Below are 16,152 nucleotides of genomic sequence, written 5' to 3'. Positions count from 1 at the left end.
TTTTTGTTTCTCATTTCCCCTCATTGTTTTCTCTTTGTGCAAAATGTTTATAGGCGCGGCTTTATGCCGCGCATCAGCAGGAAAGGTTAAAGATGCTAGGGAATATGCTTTTGTAGGTCGGGCTTTAGCCCGAAAAAGTAAAATATTAATTTTTTAGTTTCTCATTTACCCTCATTGTTTTCTCTTTGTGCAAAAATGTTTATAGGCGCGGCTTTATGCCGCGCATCAGCGGGAAAGGTTAAAGATGCTAGGGAATATGCTTTTGTAGGTCGGGCTTTAGCCCGAAAAAGTAAAATATTAATTTTTTAGTTTCTCATTTACCCTCATTGTTTTCTCTTTGTGCAAAAATGATTTTAAGTAATTTATTTACCACAGAGGTTAAGAGGCGCTGCGCTGTAGAGGAGACAGGTAAAAAGTTAAAAATTAAGGCGCTAGGAGCTAGGAAAGTGACTAGGGGCTAGGTGTCTTGGCTTTTGTGGGAACAGGCTTTAGCCGTGATTGTTTTTAGTTATGTGTTAAAGCTCATCGGCGCTAAAGCGCTCTCCTACAATCATTAAAGACTAGGGGCTAAGATTCATAGCCCGAAATTCGTTACCCGCAGCCCGTGGCTTTATGCCGCGCGGTGTGAAGATTCATGGCTAAAGCCATTTCCTACGTCATGCTGTTAACCTAGACCCCCCATTTTTATTATTTCATTTTTCATAAAAAACACTTTACCTCAACTTTGCTTGAGGTTTTATTGTGCCTTTAATTACTCAAATAAAGGAATTTTATTATGTATTTAGAGCACGTGAATTTAGTTGTTGATGATGTTGAAGCTATGCTGCATTTTTATAAAGCCGCTTTTCCACATTGGTCTATAAGAAGCCAAGGTGAAGGGGCGTGGCATGGAAAACCGCGAAAATGGTTGCACTTTGGTGATGACCGACAGTATTTGGCACTAAGTGATAATGGTGAACAACGTAATCGGGATTTAACAGGCCATCAAATTGGTTTAGCGCATTTTGCATATGTTACAAATAATATTGCAGCGGTTATTTCGCGTTTAGAAAGTGCGGGTTACCGTATTGATAAGCCTGGCGCGGAAAACCCTTTTCGTAAAAATGTTTATTTTATCGATCCGGCTGGATTTGAAATTGAGTTTGTGGAGTACCTAAGTGACATTCCCAGTGAGCGTAATAATGATTTATAAAGCGATTAAGTAACTCGCGGCTAGCGTGTAGATAGCTGGCCGCTTTATCGGCTTTACGAGCGCTTATTCATATCTTGCCAGCTGGTTTTGAGGCTGTTGGCGAAGGAGATAAACTTTTCTTTAATGGTTCGCTTGATTTTAATTTCTACCGAGCCAAGCAACACTTTACCTTCGATAGTAATGGTTGGTCCTTGCTGCTTGTTCAGTGACACAGATGTGTTTTCAACACTGCCAATAATACTAAATAGTTTTGATACAACATTAACGTGCTCTGGAACATAAATTTGGTCACTACCAAGCAAGCAATTAACATAGAGGGTGATATTTTGATGCTGGAATATGGCATCAGTAAAATCAAGTTCAATCGAACCTAGCAGGTTAGTTAGGTGAATTTCTTTGGGTACTACCCATTGACCACTGCGCTCATTTGATCCCAATATGCTGCGTAGGTGCAATGCTTCATCGTTGTTTTTATTACTGTAATTTGGGCTAAACTGTGCTCTTTTTTCAGACTGATAGCTACTATCAGTTGTTAGTTCAAGGTCACTTACCAAATCAATTAAGGTTTGGTTATCTTTAGCTTCCATCGCTTGGTCTAATCGGCGCTCAAAAGCCTCTGCTGAAATAACCGCATGACTGTAGTTATAAATTAATTGATCAATAACTTGTTCACGCACTTGCTCAATTGGGCGATCTTCTAGTTTTACAGGCATGGTGTATTCCTTTTTAGTGAAGCAGTTGCTGTATATGTACTATTACTAAGTTCAACTATAACTAAGCAAGGCTTAGGCCATTATTAATTGCAATAAAAATCAACCTGTTAGATTTTATGAAACTAAAATGGTTCGTTATATTAACGACAGATTAACGAATAATGCTATTAAATAGTTAATTTTGCAACGACCAGAATAAATTACCGAATAGTCGGTAAATTATTACCAAGACAAAACACACTGTTGTCACATTTATTCTGTAACAGTCTGATTTTTATTGTTTTAAATGTTGGCCTGATGTTCGCATTAATCATATTGTCTTTAATCAAAAGGAGAAAGATTATGAAAACATTTAACAAATCTATTATTGCAGCGTTAGTTCTTGGTACAACAGCAATGGGTGCTCAAGCAAGTAGCTGGGAAAATGAAAGTAAAGATGCTTGGATTGATGGTAAGGCAGAAACAGTTCTTCTAATGAACACTAACTTAAACAATTTTGACATTAACACTGATGTAAAAAATGGCAAAGTTGTACTCACTGGTAAAGTTGAAAGTGAGCTTGATAAAGAGCTAGCCGAAGAGCTTGTATTAAGCCTTGATGGCGTAACTGATGTTGATAACGAATTAACGGTTGTTAAAAATGTCGAAGCCAAAAACAAGAAAATGAAATCTGATAGCACTGAAAGTGACTTAACTGACGCTAAAATCAGTACTGTTATCACAACTCGTTTCTTGTTCAACTCTGAAGTAGGTGGTACTGATATCGACGTTGATACCGATAAAGGTGTAGTTACACTCAAAGGTACTGTTGAATCTGAAGCTGAAAAACAGCTTGCAGTGAAAATTGCCAAAAATGCTGAAGATGTTCGTGATGTGATTGATGAGTTAACAATCGTCGCTGAATAATCTATAAGTCAAGAATGCCCAGCTAGGCTGGGCTTTCTTATGGAGTAAACAATATGGACTTAATTCGTATTATATTTTCAGTATTGATCCCGCCACTGGGTGTTTTTTTACAAGTGGGCTTAGGGATACAGTTTTGGATTAATATTTTGTTAACATTGCTGGGGTATATTCCAGGCTTAATTCATGCAATTTATATAATTGCTAGGCGTTAAGCGCGCAATGTTCAATAAAACAAGGATGGGCAGCCTTATGGCAAGGAGAAATATTATGGACAACATATTAAGGAAAAACCAACAAGGAAGAACAGTCAGTGTTACGCCACTGTGGACGGCACAGCAATGGAAGCAGTTAATGGATAAGGCAACAAGGAGTGAAGCCAAAGCAACAAGGAGCGGGCTTTAAATTATAAGGAATTTACTAGGATGTTAAATACCGAAAAATTATAAGTGCATGCTACTTTTTAAACGCAGAGCATGCACTTATAACCTTCCCAAAGAATATCTCAAAACTAAATTAGTATCATATAAGCTATAAGCGGTAAGTGCCCAAAGCTTATCTCATAGTAATCCCGTACTCTGTACATCCAAGTCTGGAAATACTCTGGAAACCTACATGTGATCTAGTTTATAAGGCTTTTCCAGAAAAAGTGAAAAAACACAAAAAAATTTGGACTTTTTTGATGTCTGGAAAATGGTTTTCCAGACATCAAGTTACATAATTTTTTAAGTTTATCTAATTAAAAAACAATCGAAACTGGCCTTTCAATCTTTATGAAATCTACCAAATTTCTATTTAACATTAATGGTGAACCTTTTACCATATGATTTAGTGATGCAAGCTGTTCACTTGTAATACTTCTTTGTTCTCCAAGTCTGTTTACTAAAAACTCAATGCTGTTGCTTTGAGCATAAAGGTTGAAAGCACCTCTCCAGAAATTACTTGATAACTTTTCCACCCAGTCGAATTCAGGCTTAGACTTAATGGCGAATGAAGCTAGATGCTCTTGAAACCTAATGTGGCCGAAGTGGTACTTTTGTTCACTAGTATCAAAGAATAATATGTTGCAGTCATATTGCAGAGAGTGGAGTAGACTTTCTATAAGTTTCTTTTCGTATCCTGTGCTTTTAAGTAAATAGTTTACAGCTGAAACTTTATCGTAACCCCGAAATTCATTTACATGCATGTAATAGGCTAGTTCAATTGCACAGTTTTGTAGATGTTCAGTATGAAGGTTTGTTCTAGGCTTTATATTTTTATAAGAGTCGTATTCACCAGTTAATAGTCTTAGCCTCGCATTGTAAATTTCATTCTCATTTGAAAAGGACTTTATTCCCTGATTATAGAGTTCGCAAGCAACAGTAGCTAGTAACGGAGTGTTTATGATCTCAGCCAGCTTGTTTTTTTGAATTTCTCTTTTTATCTCTTTAAAGTTATTTTCACCGTTATAAAGCTTTATAAAGTTAAAAAGTTGCTCTTTTGTGAATGGCTCTAAAGTCACTCCTAAAAATTCAATTTCTTTTAAGTAGGATACGCAATCACGAGTTGAGATGATGATTTGTAAGTTATTGTGTTTTTTTACTAAATCTTCGATTTCTTGCAATATGTTTGGGGTTGAGTTATATATTTCATCTAACCCGTCAAGTATTAATGTTACCTTTTTATCTAAAAATTCAATAATGAAATCAATTGATTTTTTACTTTCTTCCATCTTTGAATTAATACAAATGAAGCTGTAAATTATATTTTTACTATAATCATCAAAGTACCTCTTTCTTTCAATATAGGCTTGTTGAATTTTGTTAAGCCTTAAGTGAATTACGCTGCTTGGATCTTTTTCTATTTTGTACTTTGCATATTGACTAAGAGTTGTTGTTTTTCCTGCACCAGCTTTGCCATAAACAGCCAAGTTTTTATGAGTATCAAAAATAAAAAATGGTGATACGGTTAAAGGCTGGATTGGTATTGCTTCTTTAAAATCTATAGTTTTACCAATGTACCTAGACTTTTCTTCCAGCTTATCTAAAAGCTTTAGAGATTCATCTGTACTATTTAAAAGTTTTATTATTTCATTTGGTGTTGGGTTTTTATTGATTGATTGTATGTAATTTCTCTGCTTATTGAGTAGTTCATTGAGGTGGTTCGCTAAACTTTTCTTATTCAGCTTTATGAAAGTATTTTTTTCTATTTCTTTGTTTTTGCTGTTTTTAGATATAAATTCGCTTTTTTGCCTTTCTATGCTTTTTTCAACTTTTACTAATTCACTCTCTTCAATTAGTTTTATTTTGAATATATCTTCTATTTCCCTTAAAGATTCTTTTACCATATTCCATATTAAATAATTAACGCTTAGTTCTTTGTTATATGGGGTTGCTACCGAGCAAAGGGCGTTTTTGCTCTCTATATTTCCAAGGAAAAATGAAAGGTCGTTATATATCGTTTTTATATCAATGTAAGACTCAGCTTTTATAGCATTTAGTAGCTCATGATTTGTTTCTTCAATCTCTTTATTTTCAAATATTTTAAGGCTATCAGGCTTTAGCTTTTCATAAAGTTTAGGGGCCTTTTCCTTAATGATTTTTACTAGTGTAGCTCCGTCTAAGATTTCAGGTTCTTCGCCTTTTTTAAAACCGTTGAAAATTTTATCTTTCATTCTGTCATCGACAACTTCTGGGCAGGCTAAATAGACTTTATTAGCAGGGACTCTCACCCCTTTTTCATTAAATGACCCATGATTAATGCATTCATTAAGCTGTCTGAAAAGTGCATTTATATCAGCTTTTCTTGTACAATTTTTAAGCTTTTTACTTTGTATATGGATTCTGTATTCATCTATACCTAGATCTTTTGTGAAAATTAGATCCTTACCATATTCAAAAGGCCCACCATTAAAAATTGTCCTTTCAAACCCAAGCTCCTTGTATAATTCAGCGACAACTTTTTGAGAGAACTCGTCTTCTCCCATGTTATTTATCACATTGAAAATTTCACAGTTCATTATTGCTCCTGTTTTTCTAATTCAGTCAACCAATATGAGCAATAGTCTTCGCCATCGTAAATAGATGAACTAAGCTTTCCTTTATCAATTGCACCAACTCTAGCTTTACAGCTCAAGGTAACTTCTCTGATGCAAGGTAATAGAAAATGCTTTTCATCCGGGCTCAACTGCCCACTTTTATTTAACTTTTCTAATTCTTTTGCGCGGTTAGTCACTTGTTGTTTTAAAGTCGAATATTGGGCTGAAATAAATGCTTTGTTCGATTCGAACTCTTCAAACATATCCATTAGCTCTGCAAATTCAGTTTTTAGCTCTGTGAGCTCTTTCTCAATATCAATTGTTGACATTAGTTGTTCCTTCAATGGTTAGTCGTTTAGGCCTGATTGGTATGTAAAAGTCTCTTCATAAAGAGAGTAATACTCAACTTTCAATTGATACCGTTTAATAAGTCGTTCGAGAATGTGGGAGAGTTTTGATTTCGGCAAAAAATGAAGTTCAAGTACGCGTATTCTTTCATCCTTGGCTATGTAACTATCCGAAGATAAGCCTGAAGTATGTTGATGAGCATTACTAAGCTCTTGTTCAAAGTAATGACGGATGTCTTTATCGAACTCTGACCAACATATTTCTTGTCCATCGACTATAAATGTGAACTTGCCCACTTTTGCAGTTCCTAGTCCTTTGTTTATGATGTCGTAGTGCACCGAGTTATCCTGGGTGTGTAGCCAATCGCAAAGCCTTGGTGCAACCGATAATTTATTATGTTTCTGCTGTGTCCTAATAGTCCAATAGATAAGTCCTATAGCTATTAATGCTGTTAAAGTAGTTATTACCTGAATTGTAATGTTCATTCTTAATCGCCTGAATCTGAAGCATTATCTTCTTCTAAAATTTCGTCTAGGGTAGTTAAAACAGCTTTTAAGTCATCTTCATAGTTCGCAATATAATTAGGCGTATATACTTTTCTGGTTTTATTGTTTTCAGCTATTTTAATGACCGTACCTTTGTGTTTTTTCCAAAATTCTCTGAACTTTTTTTCACTTAGTGGTTTTATTATATCTTCCTTTGTAGGCACGAAATCATCAGTGTCTAGATTAGAGAAAAACCCACTTGTTAAATGCGATAGGCAGTAGTCAATAAAGTAAAGAGCATTTTCTTCAGCTTTATCAGGGTTAAAACAAACATCAAACAAGTAATCATTCATTAAGTTTGCTATACCATTATTGTCTTCAGTGCCTTTTACGTCATAAAAACCGCAACCAATTCCACTCCCGTCCGGTCCCTTCTTGTAACTCAAGTGGTATATTACAAAATTGGCAATACTCATTTTGCTAGAAGCAATTCTTTCGCTTGCTGACAATTCCCCTGAATATAGCGTTTCTTCCTCATAAGAATTTGAATTAGTAGGTAGTTCTTCTTTTGTATTTTCTATTTCATTAAAGAAGTTTACGCCCTTGCTGATATAGTTATTGGAAAATAAAGCAAAAATTTCTTGTGAAATTTTTCTCATTTGTTGAATCGTTAATTTGCTTACTAAACCTGCGGTTTCGGCACTCTCGTCTTGTTCAAGAATTAATGCGTCACTTAAGTTATAAAATTGTCCGCCACGGTCGGCGCAGCAATATAGTCTGAAAAGCATTAAATCTTGCCATCCACATATACCTTTAGGATTACTTATAAATTTCTCTAAGATCCCAGTACCGTGATATAGATTAGAACCAAATATTCGCCAAGCTATTTCTTTACGATGAAGTCCATTATTTTTATGCCTATCTTCGGCACTGTGACCCCATCCGCATTTATTTAAAATACTAATGAGTGATAAAATATAATTCTTTCTTGAGCTTTCTTTTGTATAGAAAAGTATTGGACTTTCTTGAATTTGCGTAATGAGCGTATCAATAATATTGTCTACAGAAGCTTTATCTAACTTGTATGAATGAGATACTAACAAATTTAAAAGCTTATCACGTGATTCTTGCGTTCTCATATCTTGATTGTCTTTTAATAGCTCAGAGTACATTTCACCATTTATAATTTTATCTACTGAACTTTTGTATAAAGTGTATGTTTCTGTTGGTTTAGGTTTGATGCATCTCGCTATAAGTTTCAGGAGTTTCTCTAAATTTTTAACTTCTCCCTTGTTAAAGCAGGCTCTTGAAAAGTATTCTTCATCACTTAAACGAAAGCTACGAGGGTCTTCAAACTTGAGCACTTTGACATCGAAAAGTTGGCGTAATAAGAAGCATGCGTTGCTTTCTTGATTTTCTAGGATGTGAGAAAAATTGTCGGAATTTTTCCATTTGCTATCTCTTTTGCGCAGTGAAAAACTACCTTCTAAGCTTGAAGTTTCCTCTTGGTAAATTTGTCGAAATAAACCGGGATAATTTAAATGTATTAGTACTAAATGTATGAGGTCTTGCTTATTAAAGTCTGTTTTACTTAAGTCGCTAGAATGTAGTTGCATTACAAGTATTGAATTGATAAAACGTTTTACCTTTCTAAAATTGCCTAATAAGGGAAGATAGGCGTAAGCATTTTTGCCTTCTAAAAGAGAGGCTAATTCTTCTAATACAGAACTAACTTTTTCCATTATCTCAGCAGAAAAAAGTTCCAGCCTTTCATCGCTCTGCCAGTTGTTACGAAGAAATTGGGTTAAATCTTTAGTATCAATAAGGATGTTTAATTTTACAGAGACGAACTTCTCCAAGAATTCCCTAGCTTTAGATTTATCATCATGCTCTCCTATAATATTCTCAGTATCATAACAAAGCACATATGTTGCCCTTGACAATTTGAATGATTGTTTAGTTGCATACAAAACATTATTAATTGATTTAGGGTCTAGTCTGTCTAAATCATCTATTATTATAACTATACGGAGATCCAACTGCCCTAGAGCATCATCTATATCAGCAAGCAAATCTTCAATTGTATCATTGGTAGGTGAAAATGATAATTTTAGGCCGAAAAACGATATACTCGCATTACCTTTAATTAACCGAGAATACCGTGACGCAGCACTTTTAAGTTCTGGAGTGAAATATTTCTTTTGTATAGCTGCAGTTATCTCGGTTATGAGCATATTAGTAATGTTGGTATTAGAACTGTATCTTAGTGGCTCAAATCTACAGACAACTAGGTTCTTATGTTGCTCCAAATTTTCTTGTAGAAGGTTTATAAGGCTCGTTTTACCTACCCCCCAAGAACCATCTACCCCAAACACTAGCTCGCTTGATTCTTTAGCATTGAGAATATGTTCGGAAAAATTTTTAACCTGCTGGTCTAAATTCAGTAAATCAAGGTTTTTATTCACTATAGGTTGATCACTTACAAAGAGATTATTACCTGTGTCTTTGGAAGGAAGTGAGTTCGGTTTTGGGTTAGAGGTAATAGTTATGAGAAAAAAAATCAGTATGGTAGGTGCAGTAAACGGCGGAGCTGTACTTAGGGGTATATGAAGTAACTCTAATTGAGGAAGTAAAAAATAGTTTAATATTACGCCTAAAGTAAATATAGCCAATAACCTAAAGTTCTTTCTTTTTAGAATTAATTTTAGAGTATCAAAACATTTTCTTCTTTTTAAGTAGGGCACTATGTAAAAGATGAACAATCCAATTGGTAATATATATGTTATTAATGAAGACGTAAGGTCAGTTTTGAGCGATGGTAACTCCGCGTAACCTTTTAATCTTTCAATAATTATATGCAAGTTTATTGAGATTTTGAGAGAAAAATTTGAACTTATATAAAATCCACAAAAAAAAGATTCGCTAATTAAAAAGCCAATGAATAAAGCTTTTGCATAGATTAAAAAGTGAGGCATTTTGATTGTTTCTTTGCTATCCGAGCTCATTTCATTCCTTTACGTTTCAATCAAATTTTATTACTTGTTGGAGTTTTAAGCTTTTTGATTAATTCAAGCTTCTTCTCTATATCTAATTTTGATATCTCAATTGCTAGCTCTGCTGTTGTTTCATCTTCACAGAAAAAATAATTTAATGGAACATTTAGTTCATCTGCGATCTTTTTTAGAGTCGTTAAGTCTGGAATATGACGGCCTTTTTCATAGTGGTTCATGCGACCACTCGCTGAGTTCTCATCCATACCGATAAGTATCCCCAACTGCTTTTGAGTGATACCTGATTTAGTGCGGGCCTGTTTGAGCCTAATTGGGATTGGATTTTGGAACACAGAAGCATCATTTTTTTAGTCTCTAATAGCTTAGATTGTCTAAGTTTTACAATGGTTTGTACACTTAGGAATCCTAAGTTTAATTTGTGGTATGTTCTTAAAGTCATTTCTATATGTAAAACTTAGTGTTCCTAAGTTTTACATTGTTCTATATACTTAGCAACCCTAAGTTTTCTTGATTTTAGTAGTATAATAAATGCCCCAAGTTATTAAATTAAACCAACACATTTATTCCCTCTTGATAGAAAAAGAGTGTAATGGCTTTACAATTGTTGAGCTCAGGGATGAGTTATTAAGCGTCACTGATACATATCAAGATATAGATGAGGCACGCAAATTCATTTATAGACAAACGACAGCTCTTGAGCGGAAGGGACTCTTAAATTCAAAAGGAAGTGACCGTTATAAAAGGTATTTTAAGACTGAACTGTTTGATAATACTAAATTTGTGGCGAAACAGGTTCTAATTACCAAAGAAAAATCAATTAGCAGTCATACTGATAATCAAGCATCTAAGCTTGTTGAAACCTTATTAAATGAAAAGAAACAGTTTGAGGCTGAGCTTGCAATTTTATTGGGGGAAGTTGATGAATACAAAGCTCTACAGAAGCGATTCCCTGAGCACCTTAGCTTGTTTTACTCTGCATTCGATGATGCTAAAAATAATTCAGCTAAGTTATTAGGAAAAGTTAACGCTTTAACTAATATATTGGCCTCTTTGGATAATGGTGCACGGCAATGCTGAGAAGTTGGCAAAGGGAATGTGTTGAGTTAGCAGTAAAAAAATATACAGCTATTGATAAGCACTTTCTATGTCAGGCCACTCCAGGTGCTGGTAAAACAATAATGGCAGCTTCATTGGCCAAAGCGTTATTTGATAAAGGAATGATAGACAGAGTGATCTGCTTTTCACCATCGGTTGAAGTGGCTAATAATATCAAAAGAACATTTGGAAAAATAATTGGGTGTTCGTTTGATGGCTCATTTACGGCTGTAGGTGCCTCTATGACTTATCAAAGCTTATGCTCTATTCCTGAAAGTACTTGGGATGGGCTTAGAAAGTATCGTACATTTTTTATTTTTGATGAAATACATCACTGCTCATTCTCGCAAGATAAATCTAAAATCAATACGTGGGGTGAGAAAGTTGTTTTCCATTTACAGGATATTGCAACTTACACACTTGCGCTATCGGGTACTCCTTGGCGCTCAGATGCCGTTCCTATTGCTTTAGTGAATTATTCTGATCCAGAAGGAGAGTTGATATGCGACTATCAATACAGTTTGAGTCAAGCTATAAGAGATAACGTGTGTAGGGAGCCAAAAATAGTTTTAGTTGATAGCAATAGTATTTCGGATGGCCACGATACATATGGATCAATAGCTGAATTTGTTAAAAAAGCTCAATCAGCGTACCAAGAGGTGCTTAATAATGACTCTGCACTTAGATATTTATTGAAGTTAGCCGTATTAAAACTGTCGGTGATAAGAGTTTCAAACCCAACTGCCGGCGGCCTAGTTGTTGCGTCTTCAGTTAAGCACGCTGAAATGATAAACAGCTTATTAATTGAAGAATTTAATCAAACGTCAACCATAGTTACTTACTTACACGATAATTCAACACAGAAGATCAACACATTTAAGTCATCTACTGAACAGTGGATTGTTAGTGTGGGTATGATTAGTGAAGGAACTGATATACCTAGGCTACAAGTTTGTTGTCATTTAAGTTCTATAAAAACAGAGTTGTACTTTAGGCAAGTTTTAGGGCGCATTCTTAGGTCTGGCAAAGGTAAAATTGAATTAGCCTGGTTATTCACATTTGCAGAAACAAGCTTAATTGAGTTTGCTGAGCGCATTAATATCGATATACCAGATAGTTGCTCTTATGTTGATATGGAATGTGACACAATCTTGGTGAGAGAAGATATATTTAGACCTTTAACATCGCCAAAGATAAACAGGGATAATAAGTTAAAAGAAATCCTTGATAAACTCGTTCTAGGGGGCCTAACTTCAGAACGCGGTATAGCTTATGATGAGCTGCTTTCAGGTTGTTCATTAAGCAGTATACAAATTAAATCACTTAGAACTAGAGTTATAGAAGCATTCTTATAGTTCCATAAAGAGAGGTATGTTCTGTTTACTTATAAAAAAGCAATATCATTGTGGAATAAATTAGAACGAGCTTCCAAGCCTTTTATCATCGATAACAATTAATTAATGACCAACTCAAGAATATTTCTTTTATTAAACATTCGAGGCATAAGGGCATGAACTGTTTTATGAGAACTTAGTGGCTTATTGCTTAGAGGAAAATAAGCCATACCTTAATTTAATTGACGTTAGCTCAACATATTATTTATCGCTTAAGAAGATCTTAGGTTCGCTATTATAAACCAAGTTAACTTTCTTCTTTTCTCGTACGCAGTTATAACAGCAAAAGTGGAATAAATGGCATGTTATTATTTACGGCTTTTAGGTGATAACTAAGTCACTACAGAGACTTTAACTTTTGGTCTAATTAACTATTCAAATATCTTTTTTTAATATCAAGGTGACGTGAAAGAGAAGAGCCTTAATGACATGGTTTAAGCTGTGGACTTCGCGAAATAACAATAGCATCTTTCTTAAAAACTCCATGAAAGTGATATCAATAGTTGTATCTCTTGCTAATCCCTCTTTAGCTGAGCTGTAAGTGATTATTTGCGTTACTTCATTATATTCGTGTTTGTAGTGTGCAATACCATTTCTTAAACGGTTATCTATTGCATTTTCATCAAATTTAAAGAAAGACTCATCGATAGCGAATAGCTTTTTGCCTAGGTCTACATTGGCGTAGTTATTTAAAGAAGAGAAAGCTTGAATTATCTTTCCTGTTTTTTTACTAAACCGAACATCATCAGAAAAAAGATTAAAATTACCACGATGTATTAAGTTGTTAAGTCCCGCAATAAGCACCAGTTGTCGAGAGTAAACTTCTGCTAGATCTTTATAAGTGTTGTTGCATGTATCAAAGCTTTGAGTCGATACTCTGGCAGGAACATCCCCGAGTTCTTCCTCTATGTAGTCGTAATATAAAGCAGGGCGAAGAGGTAGTTCTAAGTTAATTAGTCTAGGATACAAGCTGATAGTGTCATAATGGACTGTTTTTAGAAAACCAGTATTGAGCAGACTATCGAAGAACTCGCTAAGGTTTTCATTGTGCTCAGTATATAGTTTGAAAAGCAAATTTGGCATCCCTTTACTGAGCTCTTTATTATGTTCATGGATAGTAAATGGCGAAGATATGACAGATGTTACGCTATAAAGGGCTGCAATAAAATCTTGTTTTTTATGGCTTTTTATAGTGATAAAATTCAAGTCGGTAAGGCTTTTGAGCACTTTCTCAAATCCTTTGATGTTGCCTTGCCTGTACTGCGAAATAAGTCTTTTTAAAGATCTATGATGTTTTCCAAGCCTATTAAGCGCATCTAGTCGCGACGACAAGTGATAAAAGGAGTCTTCCCCTATAGAGCCTATAACACGCATAAATGCCGTTTCTCCCTTTACATATTTATCAAAGGAAACTGGAAAATCCAGATGTAGGTCTACGAAATGATTGTCACCGGTAAATAGGGCATCGAATGCCTTGATCTCTTTAGCGCCTTCAAGATTGTCAAGGCCTAAAGTAAATGTAATTTGCTCACTACACTCGGGACAAGCGAACTGAAATGGTTGAACATCACGGTTTGACATCCCTATACGACAGTCAATCAAAGTATCGCAAGTATTACATTGATAACGAGTACAAAAGTTCATGTTAAGTTACTTTAGTGTAAGGCTTTTTTCTAATGTCTCTTACTGTAAGGAACGTTGTCAACGTTGACATGACAATAAGAGTTAGATCAACTAAAGCATAAATTGGTGCTGACCTCAATAATTCTTCTACATGAAGCTCAATATTTGGAGGTGGTCAATAACCTAACTCTCTTTTATAGGCTGTTTATGGATAGGAATTATACATATTTCATTAATGAGCTTTTAATTTTACTTTATTTGTTCTCCTTATATAATAAAAAAAGTACTTAACATTAATGGCCAAACAATGGATTGCAACAACACACTAGCGAATCTTAGTAAACAGTTAAAAAGTAGTAACGATGCAGTAATTATAGAGTTACAAGATGGCTTTAGTTTTAAGCATCAAGGTATATATAACTTTGAGCGATTTATAAGCTTCTTTGATTGGACGATTACAGATAAACGCGTTTTGATTGATATGACCCATTGCTACGGTGCTAACTATCAAGCGCTATCATTGATAGTACTTTATGCATGGAAACTTAAATCACAACGTTGCACTGTTACTTTTAAAGAGTCTGAAGCAACTCAAGGTGCTAGTGAAATGTTTCGTAGTCTTGGAGGGCGTGGAACATTTACAGTAATGATGCATGAGCATTTGAATTTTAAAGGTAGTAACTATAAACCTTTATTTGCACTAAGAAATAATACTGATTTTAAAAAAATCATAGAGTCAGCTGAATCTTATACTGATGACTTTAATGTCGAGTTTACCAAAACATTAAGATATGTTTTAAGTGAACTTTTATATAACACTCGTGAACATGGGCAATCTCATTATCAGTATGGAAAAAAAACTTGTACCTTACCTTCGCTTTGTCAATTTTCTTGGTACAAAAACAAAAGTGAGGTTTCATTCATTATTGCGGATAACGGTATTGGTATTAAAGCTCATTTAGAACAAGCTTACCCAGGACAAGAAAACCATGCAGAAGCAATCCTAAAAGCTATGAAGCCAAAGGTTTCTGGCACATTTGGTACTAATGACCCTTATAGGGATAAAAATAATGCAGGCATTGGATTGTTTTTATCTACAAATATTATTCGTCGTTTGAATGCTGAAATGCACATAATATCTGGTGATGCCGTCGTTCATATTTCCCCCCGAGACATTACCTCCAAAAAATTAAATTCATTTTGGCCAGGCACGTTTGTCCTTGTAACCATTAAAGTTGATAAGGGAGCTGCTGAGCATTCACTTGAGGAAATGCTTCGTGGTTTTCGCGAAGAGGCCTTATTAGAGCAAAATAAAGCTGATACTAATGAGCAAAAAGAGCAGCTATATGTGAACATATCTAATTACTTTGGCTTTTTTGCCGAAGATAAAGAAGCTGCCATAAGCTTTAAAGAAGATAAAATATTTCCTGCATTAGATAGTGGAAAGAAAATTCTTTTAGATTTTAAAGGAATAGAAAGTTCTCCACATAGTTTCTTAAGCGCTTTATTAGCATCACCAATCAAGTCGACTGGCATGCGGGCGTATAAAATATTCAAAATAGTTAATGCAACACCAGATATTAGAGAGACGGTGGATTTTATTATGGATGAAAATACCGAGTGAATAAGGTTTGCTCTTGATTAAGAACCAATTTTATAGACATTAGGTTTACTCCTGTTACAAGTTGATTTGATGGATGTTTTGTGTGGCAGCGTTTTTTGAGTTAAATTTATAAAAAATTATATTGTTTTTGATGTGACTTGTCTGAACTAATACAGACTAACTATTTTATCTTTTACACGTTGTTAGTTCCTAACTAAGACACTTAAAATTGGTGTATTCTTCGTGCTAACTCCTCATGTTGAGTTGCAATATCTGTTATTTGACTTTTTAATTATTTAATTTCAACAGTATACATCTCATTTAGCACTGTTTCATTTTTTAGGCGATGCTTTAAGCAATTGAAGATATATTAATTTTTCTTCAGTAAAAATAACTCTGACTCAAGATCATTTATCTTTTTTAAGTGCTGGTGATTTGAAAGCGCTAGAGCATTGTGGGTAGAAGCCATTTGTGCCATTTGCTCTTTTAAGCTGGCTATTTCTGCTCGGTATTTTTCTTTTAACCGTTTCTCGTTGGCAAGCTTTTCACGCAGCTTAGTTACATCAGAGTTTTGTTGTGCTTGCTTTTTTGTAATGGCTTTTGATTTTAGTTGTTTTATTTTTTCAATGACGTCTGCGTAATAATAAGCTGTGCCATTACCAAGGTTAGCTTCTTCCTCAACTGCAATGGCACTTAAACCTCGTTTGGCATCAATACGTACTGTATCGCCAGAAAGTATCCTGTCAATTGCACTTAGAAGCTCCAACCT

The 16,152-nt window shown here is 34.7% G+C and carries 14 protein-coding genes and 1 pseudogene; 7 read left to right on the top strand and 8 right to left on the bottom strand.

Annotation, left to right across the window (positions count from 1 at the left end):
• The first annotated feature begins 775 nt into the window (after positions 1 to 775).
• Positions 776 to 1,192, top strand: coding sequence for a VOC family protein (locus tag CWB85_RS11880; RefSeq protein WP_016710091.1), 417 nt, complete (start codon positions 776 to 778; stop codon positions 1,190 to 1,192).
• Positions 1,193 to 1,245: 53 nt separating this feature from the next.
• Here the strand turns inward: CWB85_RS11880 and CWB85_RS11875 are convergent, their stop codons facing one another.
• Positions 1,246 to 1,905: a LiaF domain-containing protein gene (locus tag CWB85_RS11875; protein WP_138555000.1), complete on the bottom strand. Its 660-nt coding sequence runs from the start codon at positions 1,903 to 1,905 to the stop codon at positions 1,246 to 1,248.
• Between the two features lie 342 nt (positions 1,906 to 2,247).
• On the opposite strand from CWB85_RS11875, the gene CWB85_RS11870 reads away from it, so the two are divergent.
• Together CWB85_RS11870 and CWB85_RS11865 are read left to right on the top strand one after the other, a co-directional pair.
• Entirely contained in the window at positions 2,248 to 2,811 is a 564-nt protein-coding gene (locus CWB85_RS11870) for a BON domain-containing protein (protein WP_016710089.1), read from the top strand.
• 53 nt (positions 2,812 to 2,864) lie between these two features.
• Complete coding sequence (locus CWB85_RS11865; protein ID WP_016710088.1) at positions 2,865 to 3,023, top strand: YqaE/Pmp3 family membrane protein; 159 nt, start codon at positions 2,865 to 2,867, stop codon at positions 3,021 to 3,023.
• A gap of 524 nt (positions 3,024 to 3,547) precedes the next feature.
• Here CWB85_RS11865 and CWB85_RS11860 read toward each other — a convergent pair.
• The 5 genes from CWB85_RS11860 to CWB85_RS11835 form a co-directional block, all read right to left on the bottom strand.
• Positions 3,548 to 5,806 (bottom strand): NACHT domain-containing protein, encoded by a 2,259-nt coding sequence (locus tag CWB85_RS11860; RefSeq protein ID WP_249314853.1) that lies wholly within the window; start codon positions 5,804 to 5,806, stop codon positions 3,548 to 3,550.
• Entirely contained in the window at positions 5,806 to 6,153 is a 348-nt protein-coding gene (locus CWB85_RS11850; RefSeq protein ID WP_138554999.1) for a hypothetical protein, read from the bottom strand. Before CWB85_RS11850 ends, CWB85_RS11860 begins: the two co-directional genes overlap by 1 nt.
• A gap of 18 nt (positions 6,154 to 6,171) precedes the next feature.
• Positions 6,172 to 6,468 (bottom strand): hypothetical protein, encoded by a 297-nt coding sequence (locus CWB85_RS22785; protein ID WP_249314851.1) that lies wholly within the window; start codon positions 6,466 to 6,468, stop codon positions 6,172 to 6,174.
• A gap of 191 nt (positions 6,469 to 6,659) precedes the next feature.
• Positions 6,660 to 9,662, bottom strand: coding sequence for a P-loop NTPase fold protein (locus CWB85_RS11840; RefSeq protein WP_138554997.1), 3,003 nt, complete (start codon positions 9,660 to 9,662; stop codon positions 6,660 to 6,662).
• A gap of 20 nt (positions 9,663 to 9,682) precedes the next feature.
• Entirely contained in the window at positions 9,683 to 10,000 is a 318-nt protein-coding gene (locus CWB85_RS11835; protein WP_138554996.1) for a helix-turn-helix domain-containing protein, read from the bottom strand.
• A 196-nt stretch (positions 10,001 to 10,196) separates the two neighbouring features.
• Here CWB85_RS11835 and CWB85_RS11830 point away from each other — a divergent pair, with 196 nt between their 5' ends.
• From CWB85_RS11830 to CWB85_RS23040, 3 genes and pseudogenes are all read left to right on the top strand, one after another.
• Positions 10,197 to 10,745: a VspR family transcription factor gene (locus CWB85_RS11830; RefSeq protein WP_138554995.1), complete on the top strand. Its 549-nt coding sequence runs from the start codon at positions 10,197 to 10,199 to the stop codon at positions 10,743 to 10,745.
• Positions 10,739 to 12,118: a DEAD/DEAH box helicase gene (locus CWB85_RS11825; protein WP_138554994.1), complete on the top strand. Its 1,380-nt coding sequence runs from the start codon at positions 10,739 to 10,741 to the stop codon at positions 12,116 to 12,118. Before CWB85_RS11830 ends, CWB85_RS11825 begins: the two co-directional genes overlap by 7 nt.
• A 95-nt stretch (positions 12,119 to 12,213) precedes the next feature.
• A pseudogene (locus tag CWB85_RS23040) lies at positions 12,214 to 12,398 on the top strand (hypothetical protein); the annotation flags it as partial.
• A gap of 134 nt (positions 12,399 to 12,532) precedes the next feature.
• Here CWB85_RS23040 and CWB85_RS11815 read toward each other — a convergent pair.
• Positions 12,533 to 13,801 carry a hypothetical protein gene (locus tag CWB85_RS11815; protein ID WP_138554993.1) on the bottom strand — a complete coding sequence of 423 codons (1,269 nt, stop codon included), beginning with the start codon at positions 13,799 to 13,801 and terminating at the stop codon, positions 12,533 to 12,535.
• 286 nt (positions 13,802 to 14,087) lie between these two features.
• Here CWB85_RS11815 and CWB85_RS11810 point away from each other — a divergent pair, with 286 nt between their 5' ends.
• Positions 14,088 to 15,404, top strand: a complete 1,317-nt coding sequence (locus tag CWB85_RS11810; protein ID WP_138554992.1) for an STAS-like domain-containing protein — start codon at positions 14,088 to 14,090, stop codon at positions 15,402 to 15,404.
• Between the two features lie 349 nt (positions 15,405 to 15,753).
• Here CWB85_RS11810 and CWB85_RS11805 read toward each other — a convergent pair whose 3' ends face one another.
• Entirely contained in the window at positions 15,754 to 16,149 is a 396-nt protein-coding gene (locus CWB85_RS11805) for a hypothetical protein (protein WP_249314849.1), read from the bottom strand.
• Positions 16,150 to 16,152: the final 3 nt, after the last annotated feature.

This window comes from Pseudoalteromonas sp. S1727 (genome assembly GCF_005886375.1).
GTDB classification, from domain to species: Bacteria; Pseudomonadota; Gammaproteobacteria; order Enterobacterales; family Alteromonadaceae; genus Pseudoalteromonas; species Pseudoalteromonas haloplanktis.
This window is presented reverse-complemented; position numbering and strand designations above follow the sequence as displayed.

Bases quoted from the DNA above. Each gene is read 5' to 3' on its own strand.
- CWB85_RS11850 (WP_138554999.1), bottom strand. From the start codon at position 6,153: ATGTCAACAATTGATATTGAGAAAGAGCTCACAGAGCTAAAAACTGAA.
- CWB85_RS11840 (WP_138554997.1), bottom strand. From the start codon at position 9,662: ATGAGCTCGGATAGCAAAGAAACAATCAAAATGCCTCACTTTTTAATC.
- CWB85_RS11830 (WP_138554995.1), top strand. From the start codon at position 10,197: ATGCCCCAAGTTATTAAATTAAACCAACACATTTATTCCCTCTTGATA.
- CWB85_RS11865 (WP_016710088.1), top strand. From the start codon at position 2,865: ATGGACTTAATTCGTATTATATTTTCAGTATTGATCCCGCCACTGGGT.
- CWB85_RS11870 (WP_016710089.1), top strand. From the start codon at position 2,248: ATGAAAACATTTAACAAATCTATTATTGCAGCGTTAGTTCTTGGTACA.
- CWB85_RS11825 (WP_138554994.1), top strand. From the start codon at position 10,739: ATGCTGAGAAGTTGGCAAAGGGAATGTGTTGAGTTAGCAGTAAAAAAA.
- CWB85_RS11815 (WP_138554993.1), bottom strand. From the start codon at position 13,801: ATGAACTTTTGTACTCGTTATCAATGTAATACTTGCGATACTTTGATT.
- CWB85_RS11810 (WP_138554992.1), top strand. From the start codon at position 14,088: ATGGATTGCAACAACACACTAGCGAATCTTAGTAAACAGTTAAAAAGT.
- CWB85_RS11875 (WP_138555000.1), bottom strand. From the start codon at position 1,905: ATGCCTGTAAAACTAGAAGATCGCCCAATTGAGCAAGTGCGTGAACAA.
- CWB85_RS11880 (WP_016710091.1), top strand. From the start codon at position 776: ATGTATTTAGAGCACGTGAATTTAGTTGTTGATGATGTTGAAGCTATG.
- CWB85_RS11860 (WP_249314853.1), bottom strand. From the start codon at position 5,806: ATGAACTGTGAAATTTTCAATGTGATAAATAACATGGGAGAAGACGAG.